The organism is uncultured Aggregatibacter sp. (assembly GCF_901873365.1).
Taxonomy (GTDB): Bacteria; Pseudomonadota; Gammaproteobacteria; order Enterobacterales; family Pasteurellaceae; genus Aggregatibacter.
Window position 1 is genome coordinate 62,972 of record NZ_CABFLM010000071.1, and the last position, 20,637, is coordinate 83,608.

The 20,637-nt window shown below is 39.7% G+C and carries 22 protein-coding genes; 15 read left to right on the plus strand and 7 right to left on the minus strand.

Features of this window, described 5'->3' with window-relative positions:
- Window positions 1-62 precede the first annotated feature (62 nt).
- Window positions 63-365 carry an RnfH family protein gene (locus QZ106_RS06375; RefSeq protein ID WP_021615654.1) on the minus strand — a complete coding sequence of 101 codons (303 nt, stop codon included), beginning with the start codon at window positions 363-365 and terminating at the stop codon, window positions 63-65.
- 172 nt (window positions 366-537) lie between these two features.
- On the opposite strand from QZ106_RS06375, the gene QZ106_RS06380 reads away from it, so the two are divergent.
- A complete protein-coding gene (locus QZ106_RS06380; protein ID WP_295975719.1) occupies window positions 538-954 on the plus strand; it encodes an EamA family transporter in 417 nt (138 codons plus the stop codon).
- Window positions 955-989: 35 nt separating this feature from the next.
- Here the strand turns inward: QZ106_RS06380 and QZ106_RS06385 are convergent, their stop codons facing one another.
- The 3 genes from QZ106_RS06385 to ybeY are packed head-to-tail and all read right to left on the minus strand — an operon-like array spanning window position 990 to window position 3,611.
- Window positions 990-1,163: a DUF5363 domain-containing protein gene (locus QZ106_RS06385; protein ID WP_295975723.1), complete on the minus strand. Its 174-nt coding sequence runs from the start codon at window positions 1,161-1,163 to the stop codon at window positions 990-992.
- A gap of 49 nt (window positions 1,164-1,212) precedes the next feature.
- On the minus strand, window positions 1,213-3,150 hold the full coding sequence (locus QZ106_RS06390; RefSeq protein ID WP_295975725.1) for a GNAT family N-acetyltransferase: 1,938 nt from the start codon (window positions 3,148-3,150) through the stop codon (window positions 1,213-1,215).
- Complete coding sequence (gene ybeY / locus QZ106_RS06395; protein ID WP_295975728.1) at window positions 3,147-3,611, minus strand: rRNA maturation RNase YbeY; 465 nt, start codon at window positions 3,609-3,611, stop codon at window positions 3,147-3,149. Before ybeY ends, QZ106_RS06390 begins: the two co-directional genes overlap by 4 nt.
- 472 nt (window positions 3,612-4,083) lie before the next feature.
- Between ybeY and QZ106_RS06400 the strand changes: the two genes are divergently transcribed.
- The 14 genes from QZ106_RS06400 to QZ106_RS06465 all read left to right on the plus strand — a co-directional run bounded on the left by QZ106_RS06400 (window position 4,084) and on the right by QZ106_RS06465 (window position 15,475).
- Window positions 4,084-4,308: a Flp family type IVb pilin gene (locus tag QZ106_RS06400; protein WP_295975730.1), complete on the plus strand. Its 225-nt coding sequence runs from the start codon at window positions 4,084-4,086 to the stop codon at window positions 4,306-4,308.
- Window positions 4,309-4,386: 78 nt separating this feature from the next.
- Window positions 4,387-4,593, plus strand: a complete 207-nt coding sequence (locus QZ106_RS06405; RefSeq protein ID WP_295975732.1) for a Flp family type IVb pilin — start codon at window positions 4,387-4,389, stop codon at window positions 4,591-4,593.
- A gap of 83 nt (window positions 4,594-4,676) precedes the next feature.
- Window positions 4,677-5,117, plus strand: coding sequence for a prepilin peptidase (locus tag QZ106_RS06410; protein WP_295975735.1), 441 nt, complete (start codon window positions 4,677-4,679; stop codon window positions 5,115-5,117).
- 34 nt (window positions 5,118-5,151) lie between these two features.
- Entirely contained in the window at window positions 5,152-5,961 is an 810-nt protein-coding gene (locus QZ106_RS06415; RefSeq protein WP_295975738.1) for a flp operon protein C, read from the plus strand.
- Between the two features lies 1 nt (window position 5,962).
- The gene (locus QZ106_RS06420; protein ID WP_295975740.1) at window positions 5,963-7,369 is read left to right on the plus strand and encodes a type II and III secretion system protein family protein; all 1,407 of its coding nucleotides are present in this window, start codon (window positions 5,963-5,965) and stop codon (window positions 7,367-7,369) included.
- A complete protein-coding gene (locus QZ106_RS06425) occupies window positions 7,366-7,869 on the plus strand; it encodes an RcpB protein (protein WP_295975742.1) in 504 nt (167 codons plus the stop codon). The genes QZ106_RS06420 and QZ106_RS06425 overlap by 4 nt, the downstream gene beginning before the upstream one ends.
- Window positions 7,870-7,890: 21 nt before the next feature.
- Window positions 7,891-9,021, plus strand: a complete 1,131-nt coding sequence (locus QZ106_RS06430) for a pilus assembly protein (protein ID WP_295975744.1) — start codon at window positions 7,891-7,893, stop codon at window positions 9,019-9,021.
- An 11-nt stretch (window positions 9,022-9,032) separates the two neighbouring features.
- Window positions 9,033-10,313, plus strand: coding sequence for a CpaF family protein (locus tag QZ106_RS06435; protein ID WP_295975747.1), 1,281 nt, complete (start codon window positions 9,033-9,035; stop codon window positions 10,311-10,313).
- Complete coding sequence (locus QZ106_RS06440) at window positions 10,313-11,197, plus strand: type II secretion system F family protein (RefSeq protein ID WP_295975750.1); 885 nt, start codon at window positions 10,313-10,315, stop codon at window positions 11,195-11,197. Before QZ106_RS06435 ends, QZ106_RS06440 begins: the two co-directional genes overlap by 1 nt.
- Window positions 11,194-12,054 carry a type II secretion system F family protein gene (locus QZ106_RS06445; RefSeq protein WP_295975753.1) on the plus strand — a complete coding sequence of 287 codons (861 nt, stop codon included), beginning with the start codon at window positions 11,194-11,196 and terminating at the stop codon, window positions 12,052-12,054. The genes QZ106_RS06440 and QZ106_RS06445 overlap by 4 nt, the downstream gene beginning before the upstream one ends.
- Window positions 12,044-12,826 carry a lipopolysaccharide assembly protein LapB gene (locus QZ106_RS06450; protein ID WP_033002441.1) on the plus strand — a complete coding sequence of 261 codons (783 nt, stop codon included), beginning with the start codon at window positions 12,044-12,046 and terminating at the stop codon, window positions 12,824-12,826. The genes QZ106_RS06445 and QZ106_RS06450 overlap by 11 nt, the downstream gene beginning before the upstream one ends.
- 17 nt (window positions 12,827-12,843) lie before the next feature.
- The gene (locus tag QZ106_RS06455) at window positions 12,844-13,413 is read left to right on the plus strand and encodes a TadE family protein (protein WP_295975756.1); all 570 of its coding nucleotides are present in this window, start codon (window positions 12,844-12,846) and stop codon (window positions 13,411-13,413) included.
- A gap of 51 nt (window positions 13,414-13,464) precedes the next feature.
- Window positions 13,465-14,085 (plus strand): tight adherence pilus pseudopilin TadF, encoded by a 621-nt coding sequence (gene tadF / locus QZ106_RS06460; RefSeq protein ID WP_295975759.1) that lies wholly within the window; start codon window positions 13,465-13,467, stop codon window positions 14,083-14,085.
- A gap of 217 nt (window positions 14,086-14,302) precedes the next feature.
- Entirely contained in the window at window positions 14,303-15,475 is a 1,173-nt protein-coding gene (locus QZ106_RS06465) for a chorismate mutase (protein WP_295975763.1), read from the plus strand.
- 38 nt (window positions 15,476-15,513) lie between these two features.
- Here the strand turns inward: QZ106_RS06465 and murI are convergent, their stop codons facing one another.
- The 3 genes from murI to spoT form a co-directional block, all read right to left on the minus strand.
- The gene (gene murI / locus QZ106_RS06470) at window positions 15,514-16,323 is read right to left on the minus strand and encodes a glutamate racemase (protein ID WP_295975764.1); all 810 of its coding nucleotides are present in this window, start codon (window positions 16,321-16,323) and stop codon (window positions 15,514-15,516) included.
- A gap of 67 nt (window positions 16,324-16,390) precedes the next feature.
- On the minus strand, window positions 16,391-18,472 hold the full coding sequence (gene recG, locus QZ106_RS06475) for an ATP-dependent DNA helicase RecG (RefSeq protein ID WP_295975768.1): 2,082 nt from the start codon (window positions 18,470-18,472) through the stop codon (window positions 16,391-16,393).
- Window positions 18,472-20,595 carry a bifunctional GTP diphosphokinase/guanosine-3',5'-bis pyrophosphate 3'-pyrophosphohydrolase gene (gene spoT / locus QZ106_RS06480; RefSeq protein ID WP_021615633.1) on the minus strand — a complete coding sequence of 708 codons (2,124 nt, stop codon included), beginning with the start codon at window positions 20,593-20,595 and terminating at the stop codon, window positions 18,472-18,474. Before spoT ends, recG begins: the two co-directional genes overlap by 1 nt.
- Between the last annotated feature and the right edge of the window lie 42 nt (window positions 20,596-20,637).

Genomic DNA, 20,637 nt, shown 5'->3' on the forward strand with positions numbered 1-20,637 from the left:
ACCTTATAGGATGGCACCCAAATAACTCGCTTAAAATTGGGGAGATTTGCGATCTTTCCCAATCAGGATGATTTATTTTTCTTTCCTTGTTCTTCAGCGCGTTTACGCCGAATTTCTTTCGGATCGGCAAGGAGTGGGCGATAAATCTCAATACGATCGCCTTCTTTGAGCAAATCCGTCAATTTCACGGGGCGACTAAAAATACCCACCTTATTGTTGCGTAAATCAATGTCGGTGAATTGTGTTAGGATTCCCGATTGCAAAATTGCTGTTTGAACCATTGTGCCGTCATCTACCGTAAAGGCTTTTAAATAATAATGATTTGGCAGGGCATAAGCAATTTGAATTTTAATTTTGTGATTCATGAATCCGTTTATCCGTAGTGAATACGGCGTGATCAATTCCTGTTTACATCACAAGAAAGGATCAATGCCGCACAACATTGTGTGATAAAATGCCTAGGCTATAGGGCAAAAGCCTGGTTAAAAAGGCAGGCACATTATACTGGAAAATAGATAGAAACTTTAGAGGAAAAACATGAATTGGGTAGGGTTTGCGATCGGTTCCGCATTTTTTGCCGGTTTAACGGCAATTTTAGGCAAGTTAGGCGTAGAAGGGTTAAACAGCAATCTTGCAACATTTATCCGCACTGTCGTCATTTTATTTGTTGTGATAGCGATTATTACAATGCGAAATGAATGGCAACTGCCACAGCATATTGCTGCCAAACCGGTCGTTTTTTTGGTTCTGTCCGGTGTGGCAACAGGGCTTTCATGGTTATGTTACTACCGCGCCTTACAATTAGCGCCTGCCTCTTGGGTGGCGCCGATTGATAAGCTCAGTGTGGTGATTGCGATTATTCTTGGGGTGGTTGTTTTAGGCGAACCTATCAGTATGAAATTAATTCTAGGCGCAGGGTTAATTTTATCGGGAGTCCTTGTTTTAGCCCTATAATATTGCCATAGGCTGCGTTTTGCGCCGCCTACCCATTATGAATGTTGAATATCATGCGGCTTCTTTTCTGGTTTCTCGGGATCTTCATCAAACTTCACCACAGGCACGCAGCCACGGCAAGTCCCTTGATCAATACCGGCTTCTTTACAGAAATCAGAATAGGCTTCCCAGGCACGTTTCACCCAACTTTTTTTGCCTTCTTCGCTCATTTTTGTCTCCTTGGTTTTTGTTTTCTTTTAAATTGTTAAGGGATTGTTATCATAAAAGGACGGCATTTTTTTGCAACCATTTCTTCACTTCCAAGCGACAATTTTCTAACCACGTTTTTTTATTCGGTCTTTTTTCCGGCTGTTTGCAATAATCTGTCAACAAAGGAAAAGGTGCTTCACCTGCCGATGTAATTAAACGCCGAATGGACGGCAAGGCAGAAGATAAGGGCAGGAAAAAATCGGCAAAATCGTTTAACAATTGCCAATCCGAGCTATCCAGCGTCCAATCTATTTCTGTTCGAGTAAACTGTGTTGCCAACGGATGTAAAGAAAGAGGCAAATTGCGCTGAAATTGTTTTTCTGCTCGTTGCACGAATGCTCGCCCTTCCTCACTCAACGGACACAACGCCACCACCGAATAACAGCCGCTGCTGGCTTCTTTGCTTTCGCTAAAATGCACCAAAATAAAACCGCACTTTTGCCAGAATGCCAACAGTTCCGGGGTGTAACCAAAACTGACGGAAAGAAAATCCACTGCGCTCTGTTGTTTTATCTGTTGTTGTTTCATCTTGGCTATTAAACGTTGTCCAAGCCCCTGTTGTTGCCAGTTGGGTTGCACGGTGATACGGGAAATGCGCAGAGAGCGCAATGCGCACGCCTCTTCCCATCCGGCTTGGAAACACAACATTTGCGCCACTAAATTGCCACGCGGGCGACGTTCGCCACGTCGAATTTGGCGAATTAACGTGTTGTCCTCCATCCCGCCTTCCGGCACCGCCCATACGCAACCAAGCAAGGCATCGTGCGCTTGAGCAAGATAAAATTGCTGCTGTGGCGCATCCAATAAGCGGCGTAAATCCAAAGGCGAAGTTCGATAATGCGCCAAGGTCAGCAAGCCGTAAACAGATTCAATTTGATCATGAGGAATCCGTTCACAATGAGAAATTTGGATCTGCTCCGCAAGCGCCTCATTATAAGGCAGTTGTAGCAGACGATCTTCGCAATCGCACAGCGACAGGTCGTCAATAAACGCTTCCAGTTTGTCATCTGCCTGCCAGCGTAACGGCGTAAACAGTTCAAAATGACGCAAAGTGCGGTCGGTTTTCGCCATGAATTTTAATAAGAAGCCTCTGCCCGTGCCTTCATAGCTGTGAATGGTAGTCGTCAACACAATCCGTTTAAAAGCCTTAGTTAGACGAAATAAGATGTCTAGCGGAATCATCGCCGCTTCGTCCACAAACAACCAATGGTTGGCAAATTGTTGTGGCGCGTCGCTGAGGTTTTGACTGAGTTCATCAGGCGGCATAAAGGTGATGTCCGCCCCGGCAAATTCATTGAAAATATTGACCGCACTTTTATTCGGCGCAGTGAGAATCACTGGTTGGTTTTGTGCCAGTTGCTGTTTGGCAAAGAGTCCCGCCAATGCCGATTTTCCACGCCCACGTTTTGCCGTCACGATTAAAATCGTTTCCTCAGCTTCCGCCATTTGTTGCAATAAACGGGCTTGTTCTAAGGTTGGCTGACAATGGATTGAACGGTCTTTTTGAGGTATCGGCGAGGCAAGTGTTAAGGGCGTGCTTTGATAAACAGGAAAACCGTATTTTGCGATTTTTTCCTGCAAAAAGGCGATAAAGTGCGGTGTGTTTATGGCGTATTTTTCACCCGACCAACGCAGGCTGTCACTGTCGGGTTGGTTGGCTAAATCTGCCCAATGATTCAACAACAATAACAGCTGACCGCCGTCCTGCAATGTGCCTGCCGCAATGGCGAGAGCATCCAAGTGAATGCCTTGTCGTGCGTCATAAATGATGGCAGGCAATTCACTTCCGAGCAGATTTTTCGTTTTGCTAAAAGGAAAATAAGATTGGGAATTAAAGTGCGGCGAAACATCACCAATCCAGACCGCACTTTTAAGTGAAAGGTTGTGGTTTAATTGGTGGGCAAGAAAATCATCCTCGCCCACTAAAATGAGGAGTGCTCGACTCATTTCTCGCTCAAATACGGATCCGCAAAGCCTAGCCCCGTCATGATTTGGGTTTCCAAGCTTTCCATTTCTTCCGCTTCGTCATCTTCAATGTGATCGTAGCCAAGCAAATGTAAACTGCCGTGTACCACCATGTGCGCCCAATGCGCTATGACGGGTTTGTCTTGTTCCTGCGCTTCACGCTCTACCACTTGGCGGCAAATCACCAAATCGCCGAGTAACGGCAGCTCCACTTCATCAGGGCATTCAAAAGGGAAAGACAACACATTGGTCGGGCGATCTTTACCGCGATAATTCAAATTCAAGGCATGGCTTTCCGCTTCATCCACAATCCGCACGGTCATTTCCACTTCATCACTTTGCGGTTGCACCGCGGCTGTCGCCCATTGTTCGATTTGTTCTGCGGTTGGCAAGCCGGTTTCTTGTTCACAAGCGATTTGTAAATCAATGATCATCTTACCCATTCTACTCTCCTAAATTCATTGTGATTTCTGACCGCACTTTTCTTTCTGCGTTTTGGCGCAATATGGATTGTTCAGCTTGATTCAAGCGTAGCGTGCCGCCAAAAGCTGCGTCAATATAGCATGAACGCGAATAAAACTCAGTGAGTTTTTATGTTTGAGTTGCTGGTTTTTTATGCACAAAAACATCATTTTTTATCTATAAACGTAATGAAATATTAGAATTGTAAATTTTATGTAAAACATGGCAAATGTTATGTTTTGATGTGTATAAGATACCATTTAACCATTTGATTTTGTTATGTATTATAGAGATTTTACGGTTTAACGACAACGTTTGCATTTTATTTTTGAATCACTATAATAGGCCTCGTTCAGTTAATTAGGTAGGCTGGTTAAGTGAACTGGAATTGATTAATAATTCAAACAGACTTGTTCATTTTAAATCTAAAATCTCACATTAGGAGTATTAAAAATGTTAAACGCATTAACTACTAAAGCATACGTTAAAGTTACCGAAGCAATCCGTTCTTTCAAAGAAAATAACGAAGGTGTAACTGCAATTGAATACGGTCTAATCGCAGTAGCAATCGCAGTATTAATCGTTGCTGTATTCTACAACAAAGGCGGCTTCATCGATGCATTAAAAGCTAAATTCTCAACCTTAACAACTAAAGTTAACGGTGCTGTAATCAATTAGTAGAAATATTTAGTTTATATAAAGGCCTCCTAATAGAGGCCTTTTTAATAACTTGATTTAGTGAGGAGATATTTTGACGTGAATCTTTTTTTTATAAAATTAAAAAGTATATTTAACGAATTTAAGTCTTCAGAAAAAGGGGTAACTGCGACTGAGTATGGTCTTATTGCGGTTGCCGTTGCGGCAATGATTGTTGCAACTTTTTATACGTATCCTAGTTTAGTATCAACCATTAGAAATGACCTGATAGCTGTGGCGACCATCGTGATGGGGCAGACATTCTAATAATTTCTTAAATTAGAAGATGTTGAATATTTTCAACGAAGTAATGATCACTATTTACTCACTTAAAGTAAGCGCCTGACACAATGAATTATCTAATTATTGCTTTACACATTGTCTTAGTTTGTCTCCTTCTCAGATTGAGTTATACGGATGTTCGAGACCGAGTTATCAGTAATCGTGTTGTTGCGCTATTGTTTTTTATTGTTGTTCCTCTCAGTTTATTACAATACCAATCTGTTTTTCTTGTTCCAGCACTTGTGGCGCTTGTGGTCGGGTTTGTTCTTTTTATGTTGCATGTGATGGGCGCAGGTGATATAAAGCTTATAGCCGTGTTGATGCTTATGATTCCTTATGAGCAGATAATTTTCTTCTTCTTCTTTACAGCCATTGCCGGATTATTTCTTATTATTATCGGCTGGCTTTTTTACCGTAAATCAATAAAAGTGCGTGGATTGCCTTATGGGGTGGCGATTAGTCTGGGATTTCTAACGAATTTGGCATTATCAAGCGTGCCTAGTGCTTGATAATGCTTTTTATTAAAACAAAAAGGGTAAAAAAATGAACTATAGAACTCTCTTAATTATTTCATTGCTCATACTGTTTGTGGGTATAGCAGGTATTATGTTTTTGCCTAGTGGCGATGAAACACCGGCTCAGCAAGTGGCAGAGCAAGTAGAGCCAGAAAAGAAAGTTGAAGAAAAGCTAATTTTAGTTGCTCAGCTGAAACGCGATGTGAACAAAGGTCGCTTATTACAAGCAGAGGATTATGCACTCAACGAAATGACAGTTACTGTTGATAGCCCGTTAGTCAGTAATGATGTGCGTGATTTAGCGATTAATAATAGTCTGCAAGGATTTTTAGTCGCTGAGAACTTGGTTTCCGGCTCTTTCCTATCACCTAAGACCCTCCTTTCACCAAATGATTCCGGGTTTTATACGGCAAGTTTAAATCCGAATCAGGAAGTGGCCTATCGCGTTTATATTCGACCTGAAGATGCTTATATTCTTACCACGGTAAGTGGTGGTGATTATGTGTCAGTGTTTAACCAACAGCTTGCAAGAGATTCTCGAAATTCAAACGAACGAAAAAATCTTATTAAGGTGGCGCCAAGAGTTTTAGTGTTACAGTCAAAAACGTTCCCATTACCAAAAACAGATGATGATGAAGGGAATGTGAGAAAGCCGGATGATGGTTTTGCTTCTGACATGGAATATGTCGGATTTATTGCACTAAAAGTTACAGGTGCACAGGCAAAGAATTTTTATTCTCTAGACAAAGACTCTAAACTCGTCGTCTTACCTGCTGAGAATACGTCTCAGTATATTGATTCCCGTGGCACATTCATCAGAAAATTAAGAGGTCTATAAAATGCCGACTTTGAATTCTATTTTTAGAAAAAAACACATCATTTCAGGGTTGATCTTTTGTGCTTTTGCTTCTTTTCAAGTTTCTGCGCAAACGTTTCCTATGGAAAAAGGTGCAACGCGTCTTGTTCAAACTAAAGAAAAAATAGACACCATTTTTGTTTCTTCACCCAATGTGGCTGATTATGAAATTTTAGACGATAACACCTTTATTATTTATGCCAAAGATGAAGGACGCGCTGAAGTGACGTCTTTTGGTGCAGATGGTCGTCCTTTGACATCAGACACTGTAAATGTGGATTCGGTTGTAAGTAGTATCACTGATACAAATAACCAACTTAAGGCTCGTTTCCCGAATTCTAATCTTTCTGTTAAAAAGGTTGGTAAAGCCTATGTAATTGAGGGTAAAGCAAAAACACAGGAAGAAAGCGATGAAGTTCACCGTATTGTTGGTGAGGCTATGGGAGGAACAAGAAATGTTACCCAGACTAAGTTAGGTAATGAAACGTTCCCATTTTTAGATAAATATAGCTATGACAATGTTGTTGATAATTCCAATGTTGGTGATGCCACACAAATTAATGTGAAACTCACAGTTGTTGAGGTAAATAAAAAAGTATCTGAAGCATTGGGGATTAATTGGAGACACTTACAAGGAGCAGGGCCGTTTAGTGGAAATGGAAGTGCGGTCTTTGGCGGAAGCTTTGGTTTTGGCGGTGGATATACTGGTGCTCAAGGGGGGCTTACAATTACGGCACCAGGTCTTTCAGCTTTTATAAATGCTTTAGATGATCAGTCAAATGGTAAGATTTTGGCCGAACCAAATATTTCCATGCTTTCAGGTGAGACTGCGGATATTTTGATTGGTGGTGAAGTCCCATTTGTACAGCGTGATAATAATGGTCATGCAACAATCATATACAAGGAGTTTGGGGTTAAATTGTTAGTGGCGGCGAAAGTACAGAAAAATAATCGAATTCGGTTGGTTCTTGATCAAAGTGTAAGTTCCATTGCCGGTAATTATAATTTTGGTGGCGATGCAAGCAATATTCCTTATTTTAATACAAGAAAATCAAAATCTTTATTTGAAGTAGCCGATGGAGAAAGTTTCATTATTGGTGGATTGTTTAGTACTACAGATCTTGAGGGGATTAATAAAATCCCTGTATTAGGTGATATTCCAATTCTTGGTTCGTTCTTCCGCAGCGCAACAACAAGTCGAGATAAGAAAGAATTGATTATTGTGGCGACAGTGAACACTGTCAGACCGGTTGATGGGAAAGATGTGGTATATCCAACATTTGAACAAACCGGCACAATGGAGCGCTATTTCCATACAACGCCATTAAAAGATGGCTATCATAATACGTTAACAACCAATTTCTTAAAGAATAGTGGGTTCATCCAATGAGTAAGTTAACTTTTAATACATTTTTAGCATTGATTGGTGTTTCTGTATCTCTGCATACTTTTGCATCAAGCGAATTAGTTCAAGATGCTTCCGTTGCACAAGCAACGCAAAATAGTGAGTTTAATCGGGTTGAGTTGATTAATCGATATCCTTTAGCAACGATTACCGAGCGTGATTATACGATTCTCTTAGATACCATTATTCGTGATATTGGTAGTAATAAAAAGAAGAAGGTAAAAATTATTTGGCACACTTCCCCAGCTAAAACGAAAGCGGAAGCACTACATACTGATTTAGTTAAAGCCGGTATTTCTAAGAATGCTATTCAGATTGTGGGTGGAAAGTATAAAAATACAACTTATCCTCTTTATGTTGAAGTGAGCCAGTATGCTGCGAAGAAAGCAACTTGTCGCGCTCGCTATGGAGAGTCTGTATTTTGGAATCCGAATGAAACGTCTTGTGCATTAAAAAGCAATGAACGTATTCAATTAAAGTATTAAAGTATTAAAGTAGGTATTTATATGTTATTACTGGATCAAGAAACAGTTTCGTTTGATAACGCAAGAATTATTGCTGTCGTTTCTCAGCGTGAAAATATTTTAAGTGAAGTTGCTCAAGTACTACGTACAAGAGGCTTGGAAAATATTGAAATTGTTAAACGGGATGTTTTTGTTTCTTCTGAAGGCTTGTCTTTTGCTACGGAAAATTATGTAGGCGTGATTATTGATGCCGGCAATGAATCAAATAATAAAACAATTATTGATCATGTCTTTAGTATTGTTCCCCAAAATGTTTGGTGTTGCGTTATTGGTGATAGTGATTCTATTTCGCTGTCTCAAAAATTATTAGGCGAAGGTGTCTTATACTTTAACTCTCACACGCAATTAATCCAGATGGCTGATAAAATTGTCTCTGGCGTCAATATTCCAAGAGTAAGAGATACTGTAAAAATTGCCGTTTTAGGTTGTAAAGGGGGAATTGGTACAAGTTTAATTAGTGCGCATATCGCTAATGAAATAGCTCGAAATAAAGCGGTTCCTACTTTGTTAGCTCAAGGGCTAAACGGTTCTCATGATCTTGATCTTTTATTTGATAAGCGGCTATCTAATAGTGTTGTTGAAGGAGTGTCTCACCTTGATTTATTTGATGGGAATTTAGAACAACTTTCTAAAGCAGTTTTAGATAAATATAACTTTATTATTTACGATCAAGCACTCTACAATGTTCATAAGGATGATTTTTCTCATTTTTTAAATGAGTACAGCAATTTTGTATTAGTTGTAGAGCGTAGAATTAGTTCTTTGAGAGTAGCTAAGCAGTTTTTAGATGAATGCGAACGTATCCGTATTTCACAAGGGAAGCCTATTAGAACATTTGTCTGTATATCAGATAGCCGCCTTGAAACCTCTAAGTTAATGGCGAAAAGTGATATTCAAGTGTTATTAGGAACACAAATTGATGGTGTAATACCGTTTATTAAAAATACCAATACAAAAACGGTATTAGATATTAATCTTGGTAAAGAGGGGAAAAAAGAAATGAACTCTTTAGCTATGAAAATTATAGGTGCCGTTTCACGTAATAGTAAATTAGGTGAGAAAGAAAAGAAAAGTCTATTTTCTCAAATCCTTGAAAAACTTATTAACAAGTAGAACAATCAAGTATGTTAACTAAAGAACAGCAGATATTTTTTAGAAGTGAAGTTTTAAGTAATCTTGATATTGAAAAGATTGATCAGCTTCAAACTGACAGAAACTTATTAGTAAATGAGTTAATTCAAATAGTTAACCGAGTTGCTAATAAGAGTTCTGTGTATGTTTCATCAGCAGATGCTCTCGCTATGGCAGAAATGGTGGCGGATGAAATCGGTGGTTATGGGCCACTGAGAGAGTTAATGTCAGATGATACAGTAAATGATATTTTAGTTAACGGTCCTAATGATATTTGGGTAGAGCGTGCAGGTATTCTTGAAAAAACAGATAAAACATTTATCAATAATGAGCAGTTAACAGATATTGCAAAACGTTTGGTTGCGCGAGTAGGTCGTCGTATTGATGATAGTAGTCCTCTGGTAGACTCTCGCTTACCGGACGGTAGCCGTTTAAATGTCGTTATTGCACCTATTGCATTAGATGGTACGTCTATTTCTATTCGTAAATTCAGTAAGAATAAAAAGAGTTTACAGGAGTTGGTAAGCTTTGGTTCCATGACGCGTGATATGGCGAACTTTTTAATTATAGCAGCAAGATCTCGTGTCAATATCATTGTATCGGGGGGGACAGGTTCAGGTAAAACAACGTTATTAAATGCGTTATCTAACTATATTTCTCATACTGAGCGGGTTATTACCCTTGAGGATACGGCAGAGTTACGTTTAGAGCAACCTCATGTTGTACGTCTAGAAACACGTTTAGCCGGGGTGGAGCATACCGGTGAGGTGAGTATGCAGGATTTGGTGATTAATGCTTTGCGTATGCGGCCTGAACGTATCATTGTAGGGGAATGTCGTGGTGGAGAAGCATTCCAAATGTTGCAAGCAATGAATACCGGTCATGATGGCTCAATGTCTACTCTGCATGCGAATAGCCCGAGAGACGCAATATCACGTCTAGAAAGTATGGTAATGATGTCGAGTGCGGCATTACCTTTAGAGGCTATTCGGAGAAATATTTCATCTGCGGTAAATGTTATTGTGCAAGCTTCCCGACTCAATGATGGTTCAAGAAAAATTATGAACATCACAGAAGTGATGGGAATGGAAAATGGACAGGTTGTTCTACAGGATATTTTTAGTTATAAGGCAAGTAGATACCGTGATGCGAATGGGAAAATTATGGGTGAGTTTATCAATCATGGATTATTAAGTCGCTCTGTTGTTTTCCAAAATGCACAGGTGTTTAATCTTAGCAATGAATTGCAAAGTATTTTTGGAGAAGTGAACTAATGTCTTTACTTTATTATATTCTTTTAGCCTTCGGTGGATTGTTAGTCATTTATGTATTGACCAGTTGGTTTGTGACTAAGAAAAAAATTAATGAATATAATAGTACAGAGAACAAATTAGAAACCTTTGCTCAAGGTATTAAGTCTAAGTTGTCGCTATGGTTATTCTATTTTTCAGGTGGGCAACGAAAGAATATTCTGCGGAATAGTGTAATTAGCGTCTTATCATTCTTAGCTTTTTTTGCAATTAATGTGAGTTATATTCATATTGATAGACTAACCTTTAGTATTATTTTTGTTTTTGCTTTTGTTATGTTTATATGGAAGTTAGGCCAACGACGTAATAGAAAAGTATTTAATAATGTATTCCCAGAGGTTATTCAGATTTTGATAGCAGCATCTTCTTCCGGTGCAGGGTTATTACAAGGGCTGGAACGTTGTGGACAAGAATTGACAGGGCAGTTAGGTGCTGAGTTCAGAAATATTCATAGACGTTTGGCTATTGGTGAGGATCCAATTACGGTGTTTGATGAGAGCTATACACGTTATCCATATAAAGAATTTTACTTTTTTATTACGATTATCCGGACCAATCTGAGTAAAGGGGGACAGATAAAAGAAGTTATATCAAGATTAGGACGCGTTATTGCCGATAGTACTAAGATGGAAAAAAAGAAAAAAGCAATGACATCGGAAGCAAGAATGTCAGCAATGATTGTGGCTTGTTTCCCTATTGGGTTCTTTATTTTCATGAAATTTACAATGCCGGAGAATTTTGAGTTTATTACCACCGATCCTACAGGGCGATATATATTATATTATGTGTTTGGTAGTGTTGCGTTTGGTATGTTGATTATTTGGGGATTAATGAGGAAGTCAACATGACAGTAAAATTACTTCTAATTTACCTATTAGTTATTGCGTTTTCTCTTGTTCTACTGTTTATATCAATTTCGGGTGGTAAGAACCTTCGTCGTAATGAAGATATTCTGGCCGGTAGATTCTCTGAAGCTAATGAGTCTGATGCAGCGAATAAAAATAAGACAAAGCAGCAAATTGAACTTGAATTGTTATTAATTAATAATAATCCTTTATTAAAGGTTTTGGGAATTATTGATAAGAATATTAAGCTAAAATTAGCGATTATGACTTTAGTATTCTTTGTATATTACTTGTTTTTTGGTCGAGATGCTGAGGGTTTTTCTCTAATTATTAGTTGTTTATTGATTTTTATTGGTATTATCATTGTTCCTGGATTTCTTACCGGTTTTGTCTTAAAATCCAAAACTAAAAAAATAATGAATGATTTAACCAGTTTTATTGATCTTGTTGCAGTTAATGTGCAAACAGGGGTGAGTATTGAAGCGGCATTAAAACAGGTTGCAACAGATTTTAAAAAGCTAAATCCGGATTTATCTTATGTTATGTTGAGAGTCATTCGAAAATCTGAGCTGACAGGTATGTCGCAGGCTCTACAAGATTTGGCAATTTCATTACCGACTACTGAAATCAGAATGTTTTGTACAGTAATGCAACAAAGTTTAAATTTTGGTTCGTCTATCTATGATCAGCTCATCCAGCTTTCTAGTGATATTCGAGAGTTACAGTTATTAACGATAGAAGAAAAACTAGGGACTCTTTCTGCTAAAATGAGCGTTCCGTTGATTCTTTTTATCATGTTCCCGATTATTATATTAATTTTAGCTCCTGGCGTATTGAGGGTATTTCCAAATGTCTTTTAAACTTATCAAAAAAACTTTATTTTGTAGCGTTTTATTGTCTATTAGTGCTTGTTCATCTATGTTTGAGGGTGGTTCCACTGATGATGCTGGAGTTTATGCAGATGATGAAAGCATTACAACTAAAGAAACCTTGTATCAAAATACGCGAAATTATGATGCGTTGATTTCAATGTATCGTAGTATTCTAAAAAATGAAGATGATTTATTAACACGTTATAAATTATCTGAAGCTTACTACAAGAAAGGAGATAGTAGTTCATCTTTATTGTATTTGCAGCCTATCTTAAGTTCCGGCGGTTCTTTGGCTGAAAAGGCAAAGATTTTGCAGGCTAAGAATCTCAATATGCTAAAACGCTATAGAGAAGCATTGGATGTTGAAAATGCGGTGTTATCATCCTCTCCAACGAATGGTGAAGTTTATAATTTACGCGGTGTGACTTATGCGCATTTAAATGATTTAAATAGTGCAAGAGAGAATTTTGATAAAGCTCGCGAGTATTTTCTGAATGATGTTATTGCAATTAATAACCTAGCAATGTTAAGCATTATTAATGGTGATTATCGTAATGCAATTTCTTTATTATTGCCGCAATATTTGAATGGTATTAGAGAGCAACGTTTGGTTCATAATTTAGTTTTTGCTTTAGTGAAGAACAATGAACTTGATTATGCGAAAGATATTATCCTGAAAGAAAATTTGAATACCTCACCAGATTCGTTAATTGATGCACTTAGAAAAACAGAACGCATTTCAGATTATATTGCAAAATAATTTTCAGGAACGTTGATATGAAACTAAAGAAGTTTGTATTAGGTAATAGAGGTGCAGCCCCTGTTGAGTTCGTGTTAACAATTGCTTTTTATTTCCTTGCCGTATGTTTGATTCTAGAGTTCTGTCGGATTGCTATTACAACAAGCTATTGGGATTTAGCAGTGACGGAAAGTGTTAGAATTTCAAAGAATGAATATGATGGTAAAGGCAGTTATCTGAATGTCTTTAAAAATAATCTTCAGAAGCAACTTAACGCACAAGAGAAGTCAACATTAGGAAATTTCCTTCAGTTAGATAAAAACAACGGTTATGATGTTGATGTCAAATATGTTAATTGTTCTCAAGGGAAATCTTGTATCAATGCGTTGCTAAATAAAGACTTCAAAAAAATTCCATCATCGAGTGGAGCAACACAATATGATACAGATGGGAAAGGTTCGACATTAGCTTATTATACGGTCGTGTATAAGTATAAGTTTTTGGTTCCGGTGCCCTTTGTCCCGAATTCTTTAGTTCAACATGTTTTAACCAGAGAATTTGTTATGGTGCAGGAATGGCAACGTTCTCAATTTCCTGTTACGCCTTAATCATCCAGAGAGTTGGGTAGGTTTGTTTGCGACAAAATTATGGTAGACGGTATGAATAATAATTTTTTAAATCGAGTGAGTTCTTTTAGACAAAGTAAAAAAGGCTCAGTGACGATTGAATTTGCGCTTACGCTGATGATTTTAGTTATTGTTTTTGCGTTCCTAGCCGATTTAGTCGTTCAGCGTTCGACCCAAGCAAAGTTAGATAATACTTCTCTGTCTTTAGTGAGTATATTACGTGAAAGGGTTCAATTGTATAGTGACAACGGTAACGCAGTATTAACGGATGGTACAAAAGGTGCTGCCGGCGGTTTTAGCGTTGTTGGTAGCAGTGATGGTGATTTGAACCAATATATTCAGTTAGCAAACTTGATGTTATTTGGCGATCGAAATGCGAACAAAGCAAAAGTGACTTTGGAACGTTTTTCTCCTGACTCAAAGCAATATGATAAAGTGAGTAATTCGTCCGCTTGTGAGCCATATAAACCATTGAATACATTGGAGCATCTTTCTCCTCGTTCAGAAACGAATAATTTACGGAAGATCCCTCTTTACCAAGTTACATTGTGCGTAGAAGTGAATAGCTTTTTTCAGAGCATGATTGCGCAGAAGGGAACGGTTTCTAACGGTTTTCTACGTTCTTCAACATTTGCACCGGCTCGGGCGAAATAGTTGTTAGAGTATAATCCCGGCTTGATAAACCACTTGTCTTATATACTGCACCAAGATTAGGCATATTGTCCTAGTATGGTGCAGTTTCTTTATGGTAACTTAGCACCGGCAAATGCTTTATTAATGCCGATTCGTTAAGGAAATTTCTGATAATTCCTCGTCGATACCAAAAAATTTGAGCTGAAAAACGCAATAGTATTCAAATAAAGGAAAAGTTATGTCATTGGATTTGAGTGAAATTCGACAGCAGATTACCCAAATTGACCGCAGTTTATTAAAGTTACTTTCCGAGCGTCATCGTCTTGCGTTTGATGTGGCGCGTAGTAAAGAAATGACACAGAAGCCATTACGTGATGTGGTGCGTGAAGAACAGCTGTTACAAGAGTTAGTGCAATTTTCTGAAAATGAAAATTATCAACTTGAGCCACAATATATTACTGCAATTTTCCAAAAAATTATTGAAGATTCGGTGCTGACGCAACAAGTTTATTTACAGAAAAAGTTGAATTCACAACGCGAGGAGAACATCCACATTGCCTTTCTCGGCAAGCGAGGATCTTATTCTCATTTGGCGGCACGAAATTATGCCGCTCGATACCAAGAAGAATTGGTGGAAATAAGTTGTGCCAGTTTTGATCAGGTTTTTGCTAAAGTGCAAAACGGTGAAGCAGATTATGGTGTTCTCCCATTGGAAAATACCACATCCGGCACGATTAACGAAGTTTATGATCTGTTGCAACACACTGATTTGTCTTTGGTGGGGGAATTGGCTTATCCTATTCAGCACTGCGTTTTAGTCAATGGGCAGCATGAGTTAAGCCAAATTGATACCCTATATAGCCATCCTCAAGTGATCCAGCAATGTAGTCAATTTATCCATGGTTTAGATCGCGTGCATATTGAATATTGTGAAAGCAGTTCTCATGCTATGCAGTTGGTTGCCGGATTGAACAAACCCAATATTGCTGCCTTGGGCAGCGAAGAGGGAGGAAAGTTATACGGTTTGACTGTGCTGAAACGCAGTATTGCCAACCAAGAAAACAATATCACTCGCTTTATTGTTATCGCGAAAGAATCGCATAATGTTTCGCCACAAATTCATGCAAAAACACTCTTGTTAATGAGTACGGGGCAGCAGGCTGGTGCTTTGGTGGAGGCGTTATGGGTGTTTAAAAAACACAATATCAACATGACAAAATTAGCTTCCCGTCCGATTTATGGGAAACCATGGCAGGAAATGTTTTATTTGGAAATTGAGGCGAATATTCATCATCCTGACACGCAGGCTGCATTGGAAGAATTAAAACAAGTTAGCCACCAGTTGAAAATTTTAGGATGTTATCCAAGTGAAATTGTTACACCCACTAAAATTTTACCTGACTCCCAATAATGTGATGGCATAACACAATCAAAAGTGCGGTCGAAATTTTAACTGTTTATATGGATTAAGCTAAATTGTTCAAAGCCAAGCGCATGAAGACATTCTGATAAGTCGTCTTCAATGATAAATGGCTTTGTATAAAACACTTGAGAAATCATATGATTTTTTGACCGCACTTTGACTTCATTTAGTAAAAAGGCTATTCGTTTAGCGATTGCTTCCCCTGAATCAATGAAATGGCTCACTTGTGGTAAGCATTGCTGAATTTCCGATTTTATGAGCGGAAAATGTGTACAACCCAGCACAATCGCGTCTAAATCGGGCATCATTATCCATTCGCTTAACTCCGTTCTTATGTCATTTAAATCAACAGGATAACCACGTAATTTACGTTCTGCCAGTTCGACAAGTTTGGTGCTGCCGATTTTTTCAACTCGACAAGATTGTGCATATTTTTCAATTAAATGATCGATATATTCTCGTTTAACAGTTCCTTTTGTGGCTAATAAACCAATATGCTTTGTCGAAGAGTACTCTGCCGCAGGCTTAATGGCGGGAACCGTGCCAACAATGGGAATAGAGAAATGTTGGCGTAATGAGGGTAATACGATGGTACTGGCCGTATTACAAGCAATAACAATGAGATCTAAGGCATATAAGCGATCAAGGTGCGTGCAAATTTTATTCACACGCTCAATAATGAGTGCTTCCGATTTTTCAGAATAGGGGAAAAATGCATTATCAAAACAATAGAGATAATGACAATCCGGGAGTCGTTTTTGGACTTCTTGGTAAACGCTTAACCCTCCGACGCCGGAATCAAAAAAGAGGATTCTAGGTTTGGATAATGCTGTCATAATTCACCTGTCAAATCAGCTTTTGTCTCTTAATACGTTGTTTCAAAATATGTCCATCATCTCAGCATTAAACATTACCGTAAATCTCTCGATTATTCAGCCAGCGGCGAATGAGCAAGTCTGCCTGCTGCGGATATTTTTGTACTAATTGTTTAGCATAAAATTGGACGGTTGGAAGCATTTTACGATCACGCATGAGGTTTGCCACTTTGAATTCGGTTATGCCGGTTTGTTTCGTACCAAGCATTTCACCCGGGCCACGAATTTCTAAATCTTTTTCCGAAATCACAAAGCCATCTTGCGTGTCACGCATGACCTGCAGGCGTTTTTGCGAAATTTTGCCAAGTGGCGGTTTATACATCAAGACACAAAAAGAGGCAGTACTTCCTCGCCCCACACGTCCGCGAAGCTGATGAAGTTGGGAAAGTCCTAAGCGCTCAGCATTTTCAATGATCATTAAACTGGCATTGGGCACATCCACGCCGACTTCAATCACTGTGGTGGCAACTAACAAATCTAGCTCGGCAAGCTTGAATTGCTCCATGACGGCTTGTTTTTCACTGGGTTTCATCCGCCCATGGACTAAGCCAATACGCAAGTGCGGTAAGATTTTATGGAGATCTTCTGCGACAGCTTCTGCTGCCTGCGCTTCTAGCACTTCCGATTCATCAATTAGGGTGCAAACCCAATAAGCCTGCCGTTTTTCTTGTGTACAGGCCACATTGACCCGTTCGATAATTTCTGCGCGACGCTCTTCAGAAATGGCAATGGTCGTAATCGGCGTACGGCCCGGCGGCATTTCGTCAATAATTGAGGTGTCCAAATCGGCATATACAGTCATGGCCAATGTGCGTGGAATCGGCGTGGCAGTCATAATAAGCTGATGAGGATAAACGCCTGCTTGGTTGCCTTTTTCACGCAACATTAAACGTTGGTGTACGCCAAAACGATGTTGCTCATCGACAATTACTAGACTCAGATTATGAAATTCGACTTCATCTTGGAATAGGGCGTGCGTCCCCACCACCATTTGAACTTCACCGTTTTTTATTTTTTGCAGCTCAGCAAAACGTTGTTTCCCTTTGACTTTGCCGGCTAACCAACCGACATCTATGCCAAGCGGCTCAAACCAACGGCGGAAATTCGTGGCATGCTGTTCCGCCAAAATTTCTGTTGGTGCCATTAACGCCACTTGTTTGCCATTATCAATGGCTGTCAACGCTGCCAGTGCTGCCACCAAGGTTTTACCGGATCCCACATCACCTTGCACCAAGCGCATCATGGGATAATTTTGTTGTAAATCCTGTTCAATCTCTTGGGTGACACGCAATTGCGCATGGGTCGGTGTGAAAGGTAATTGTGCTAAAAAGCGTTGTTTTAAATCTGATTGTGCACACAAGGGTTCCGCAAAATTCTCCTGAATTCCTGACCGCACTTTTTGCATCGCGAGATTGTATGCCAGCAATTCTTCAAAAATTAGGCGCTGTTGTGCAGGATGTTTGCCTTCTTCCAATATTGCCAAAGAAACATCCGGCGGCGGATTGTGTAAAAACTGAATTGCCGATTTTAAATCAAAAGGATGCGGATTAAACTCTGCAGGCAACAACTCAGCCAAAGGTGTTTTCTCTAATACCAACAACGCTTGCGCAATTAATTTACGCAATGACGTTTGTTTTAATCCTTCTGTAGCAGGATAAATAGGCGTTAGCGTTTCCGCCAAAACGAGCGGCTTATTATCATGAATAATTTGATATTCCGGATGATGAATCTCCGCCATAAAACGCCCACGGCGTACTTCGCCAAAGGCTTTCACGCGAGCACCTGGCTGTAAGCTATTTTTCATGCCGGCATTAAAATTGAAAAAACGTAATGCTAACTTGGATGTACCATCGGAGAGGTAAACTATCAGCATAGGGCGACGCCCAAATTGCACTTCTGCGCTCTGAACTACGCCCTCGATGGTAGCATATTGCTCGGGACGAAGATCAACAATGGGCGTAATTCGGGTACGATCTTCATAACGTAGAGGGAGATGAAAGAGAAGATCTTGCAGATTGAAAATGCCCAACTTACCTAATTTTTCTGCAATTGCAGCGCCGACACCGGAGATGGCGGTGAGTGGAATGGCATCTAATAATTGGGAGTGCATTATTGGTTGATATTACGTTCAATGTGAATCAGTTCAGGCATCTGCTTGATTTTACGGATAATATTTGCCAAATGTTTATTATCTTTTACCGTTAATAAGACGATGATTTGATATAAACGCCCTTCTTGCTCTTCTGTCCAAATGCTTTGAATATTGCTGTCCATGGAGGAGATCGTGGACATCAAATGCGGTAAAGTGCCTTGCTGATTGATCATCTCAATACGTAGTTCCGTCTCAAATTCAATTTGAGTATCACTTTTCTCCCAATCCACAGGCATATAATGTTTAGGATTGTCTTTACGATCTTTGAGATTTGAGCAAGCTTCATGATGAATCACTAAACCTTTCCCCGGACTTGCGTAAGCAATAATCGGATCACCCGGGACCGGATGGCAACACTGCGCAAAAGTAGTCAATAAACCACCATTGGCAGTAATTTCTAATGGCGTCGCATTATTATCCGGATTACCATCCGTATCAATTTCGATCGATTCTCCCAACAAACGATGGGCAATCACCGTACTCATTTGATTGCCCAAACCGATTTCCATAAAGACATCGTTCAGGCTGGTGAGTTTGAGATCCGCTAATACCTGTTGAATAAATTCTGGATTAAGTTCTTCCAGTTTTAACGGACTTAAGGCGTGTGCCAATTGACGCTTGCCCGACTCAATTGCTTCATCACGGCGTAAATCTTTTAAGGCATGGCGGATACTGGAACGGGCTTTAGCGGTAACGACAAAATTTAACCAAGCCACATTTGGACGTGCATTTGGTGAGGTTAAAATATCAATGGTCTGTCCGGACTCTAAAGGTTGGGATAATGGATACGGCTTGCGATCCACATTTGCGGCCACACAGTTTTTACCTATATCCGTATGTACTGCGTAGGCAAAATCGACCGGTGTTGCACCTTTCGGCAATTCAACAATCCGCCCTTTCGGGGTAAAAACATAAATTTCTTTTGGGAAGAATTCGGATTTTACACTTTCAATAAATTCAAACGAGTTCCCCGCACTTTGTTGCAGTTCCACCAAACTTTGCAGCCAACGTTGTGCGCGAATTTGCGCTGGCGTACTGTCATTTCTTCCGCCTTGTTTATACGCCCAATGTGCTGCCACGCCCATTTCTGCCATTTGATCCATTTCTTCTGTGCGAATCTGCACTTCAACAGGCACACCATGTGGACCGATCATCGACGTATGTAAAGACTGATAGCCATTGGCTTTTGGCACGGCAATGTAGTCTTTTACCCGACCCGGACGCGGTTTATAAAGACTATGCATTTGCCCCAATACGCGATAGCAGGTATCCACGTTCTCTACAACGGTTCGGAATGCATAAATATCCATAATGGAATGAAACTGCTGATCTTTTAAGCGCATTTTTTGGTAGATGGCATAGAGATGTTTCTCACGTCCAAATACGCGCGCTTGAATGCCCACATCGTCTAATCGACCTTTAATTTCGGCAGAAATACGCTCAATCATATCTTTACGATTGCCGCGTGCGATTTGCACAACCTTTTGCAGCACGGCATAACGCTGCGGATGCATGGCTTCAAAGCCAAGATCTTCCAGTTCATTTTTAATATGTTCAATGCCTAAACGATGAGCAAGCGGAGCGTAAATTTCAAGGGTTTCTTTGGCGATACGACGACGTTTATCAGGACGTAATGCGCTAAGTGTGCGCATATTATGGGTACGGTCGGCAAGTTTAATAAGAACAACGCGAATATCCTTAGTCATTGCCAGGATCATTTTGCGGAAGTTCGCCACTTCCGCTTCTTGACGTGTTCTGAATTTGAGTTTGTCTAACTTAGAGACGCCTTCCACGATTTCCGCGACACTGGCGCCGAATTCCTCTTTCAACTGTTCTTCGGTATAGGGCGTATCTTCAATGACATCATGTAATAATGCGGCCATGACGGCTTCATGATCTAATCGCATTTCAGCAATGATAGAAGCCACAGCAACAGGATGGGTGATATAAGGTTCGCCGCTTGAGCGAGACTGTCCTTCGTGCGCATCGCGAGCAATCACAAATGCACGTTTAACTAATTCAATTTGTTCAGGCGGTAAGTATTCCTGAATAATATGATTTAACCCTTCGAATAGATACAAAACACACCCAACCGATGAAAAACGTTGTAAATATTAACCGCA